General features: G+C 65.7%; 3 protein-coding genes and 1 pseudogene. All 4 read left to right on the forward strand.

Features of this window, described 5'->3' with window-relative positions:
• On the forward strand, positions 1–330 hold a 330-nt coding region (locus tag AZE13_RS33230), incomplete at its 5' end, for a transposase (protein ID WP_066940530.1).
• A complete protein-coding gene (locus AZE13_RS33235) occupies positions 327–752 on the forward strand; it encodes a transposase family protein (protein WP_079124656.1) in 426 nt (141 codons plus the stop codon). The genes AZE13_RS33230 and AZE13_RS33235, both read left to right, overlap by 4 nt.
• 1,205 nt (positions 753–1,957) lie before the next feature.
• Positions 1,958–2,350: pseudogene (locus AZE13_RS33240) on the forward strand (transposase); the annotation flags it as partial.
• A 390-nt stretch (positions 2,351–2,740) separates the two neighbouring features.
• Positions 2,741–3,281: transposase (locus tag AZE13_RS39510; protein WP_398780308.1), on the forward strand; the 541-nt coding region annotated here is incomplete at its 3' end.

Below are 3,281 nucleotides of genomic sequence, written 5' to 3' on the forward strand. Positions count from 1 at the left end.
ACGCTGCTGGATGCCGCGCATCAGCAGCTCGGCGGACTGCTCGTGCTCGTGTGGGACAACGTCACCTCGCACAAGGACGCCGTGATGCGCGAACTGCTCCAGGCACGCGGCGCATGGCTGACGGTCTTCTGCTTCCCGCCGTACGCACCGGACCTGAATCCGGCCGAAGGCGTGTGGGCGCACCTGAAGAAGTCCCTGGCTAACCTGGCCGCCTGCACCACCCACCAACTCGCCGGCAGAGCCCGCACCCGGCTGAAGAAGATGCAGTACAGCGCTGACCTCCTCGACGGCTTCATCGCCGAGACCGGCCTCAACCTCAATCCGCCCTGACCAACACCCCAACCCGCAATCCTCAGAAGCACCGCGACACCGGCTTCAGCCTTCAGATCGCCGTCACCGTGGACGGCGTACTCCTGGCGGTCTTCGCCCCGGTTCCCGACTCCTGGCACTACGTCCGCGCCTGGCGGGAGTCGGGTTTCCGAGCCATGTCCGCCAACCGCGGGACGATCGGCGATCCGGGATACATCGGTACCGGCATCCTCACAGGCCGACGCAAACCACCAGACCGTCAGCGGCCCGAAGCCGACAAGATCTTCAACCACTCCCTCAGCGTCCCACGGGCCGCCGTGGAGCGAGCGATCGCGCACCCCAAGGACTGGAAGGTCCCCGCCACCCGCTACCGCGGCCCGCTGAGGACCTTCCCGAACATCATCCGCACCGTCACCGCACTCGCCTTCTTCCGCGCCTCGTGATGACCCTCATGAATAACCCTCCCAAAGTGCGCGCCGGGCTGGGAGAAAGTATCCCCCTTGGCCATCCACACCAGCAGCATGACCGCCTGGCTGAAGGAGGTCAGCGCGCGCCAGGATCCACCGGCTTCGCTCCTTCGGGGTGTTCGTGGGGGCGATGATGTTCTCCAGCCAGGAAACCAGGTCGGCAGGGACGTCGAGAGTGGCACGGTAGGTGACCACGAAGCTCCTTGTGCTGCAGCGCGTTGACAGACGTGCAACCGCAAGGAGCTTCGTCTGTGACGGCCTGCACCATCAACCGATCCGGTCACGATCGGAAGAGCACCCTGCCCGTCATTCCCGCAATCCGGGAGGTATGCCATGGCGCGCAAAGGGTGGAATGACCTGTCCCCAGACTACCGGCGTCGCCTCGAACGCGCGGGAATCGGCCAGATCGCGTACGCGGCCGGGGTCGACCTATCGGTGGCGCGGGGACACAAGGAGACTCCCGAACGGCCGACCCAGGCTGAACGGTGGCCGGAGCGGTATGCTGGATATACTGAACGCCGCTCCCGGCGTCAGCGCACCACCCGTGCGCTGACGGTTGAGCGGGGAGAAATATTCATCACGGGGCTACGGTCTGCCGACTGGCGGAAGGTATCTGCTCACTGGAGTTTCGTGGATGAATTCTTCCGTCGTCTGCGTCTCGGCACACCCATTGAAATGGCAGTGTATGTGCTACGGCATTTCAACGGACCGAAGGGGCGCATCGGTGGATACAGACAGGCTTACGGGGGCGCGCAAGTTCCCGTGTATCATCTTGTGACTGACCCCAACGTCCTTCTGAGATGGAGGCGTTCCTTCGGCGCTCAGATTTTCAGGATGTATGACGACAGTCGGTGACGTTCTGCGTGAGGGTACTGCATCACAATGTTGTGTAGATACTGAGGTTGAACTCGTGGTGTCGTAGGGCTGACGGGCCGTAGCTCTCTACGGTATCACCGGGGCGTGAGGTATCCACAGGGTGGCGGACTGGCCGCCGAACGGCAGCAGTTCCGCGAGGAGTTACGGATGCAGGCGGCCGACGGTTCGCCAGGGGCGAGGCTGGACGGCCACGAGCCTGATTTTCCCGCTCAGGGTGGCCCCCGCCAGGGGATCGGATTACTTAGAGGTCCTAACAGAAGTGGTTGATCATGTGACTGTTGGCTTGTCCGCTCGTTGGTCTGGCTGTGGGGAGGAGACAGTCGCGGCCGTGGATCGTGTCCGATGAACTGTGGTCGTTGATCGAGTCGTTGTTGCCCGCGCCGGGGCCGAAGCTGGTTGAGGGGCGGCCACGGATCCCGGACCGGCAAGCGTTGTGCGGGATCCTGTTCGTGCTGCACACCGGGATCCAGTGGGAGTACTTGCCCCAGGAGCTGGGCTTCGGCTCGGGCGTGACCTGCTGGCGGCGTCTGGCCGCCTGGAACGAGGCCGGGGTCTGGGACCAACTGCATGCTTTGCTGCTGAAGAGGCTGCGGTCGGCGAGGAAGCTGGACTCGTCCCGGGCGGTGATCGACGCCTCCCGTGTCCGGGCGGCCCGCAGGGGCCCCAAAGCGGTCCCAGCCCGGTGTCGACGACGGCGTAATTCGGGTCTGGTGATGATCTTGTGGCCGGGCCTGTGCCTGCAGGGTGACCCGTTGCGTTGTTGGAGGGTGTGGTTCACGGAGCTTTGAGGCCGTTCTTCCTCATCTTGCCGGTGTGGTAGTCGAGTTCGCGCAGAGGACGGCGGGACGGATAGTCCTTCATGCCCGGGCTCGTGCGGTCGAGGGACTGACCACTCCGCACGCACGGTACACGCCGCCGCTTCGGCGGATGCTGACCACGATCGCGGTAGCGATGGCCGCCCGCCCGGGAGCCCGGCTGGCGGCTGCGCTCGGTGTCCGTACCGCCAAGGACACCCTCCTTCACCTGCTACGCACCGTCCCCGAGCCGAAGGTCGTACCCGTACGGGTACTGGGGGTGGACGACTTCGCCTGCGCAAAGGGGACTCCTACGCCACCATCCTTGTGGACCTGGAGGCCCGCCGGCCCAGCGACGTCCTGCCAGGACGGGATGCCGAGCCCCTGGCCGCATGGCTGTCCAGCCACCCTGAGGTGGAGACCATCTGCCGGGACCGGGCAGGCACCTACGCCGAGGGGGCACGGACCGGAGCTCCACAGGCAGCGCAGATCGCCGACGGATGGCACTTGTGGCGGAGCCTCGCCGAGGCCGTGGAGAAGACGGTGGGCACACACCACTCCTGCATACGCGCCGCGTTCACCACGACTCCCAGCACCGGGCCGGATGCAACCGAGGAGGCGAGGAACCGTTCGTCCCGCCGGACGGGACCCTCGACTACTACGGACGCCCACGACGGCTGGTGGCCCGCACCAAGGAGCGGTACGCCGCGGTGCAGGAACGGCTGGCCGAAGGCAAATCCCTGGCTGCGATCGGCCGTGAGCTGCGGCTGGACCATTCCACCGTGCGCAGGTTCGCCCGCGCGTCCAGCATCGACGAACTCCTGGTCAAGGCCAC

The sequence above is a fragment of the Streptomyces sp. NBRC 110611 genome, assembly GCF_001590865.1.
Lineage (GTDB): Bacteria > Actinomycetota > Actinomycetes > Streptomycetales > Streptomycetaceae > Streptomyces.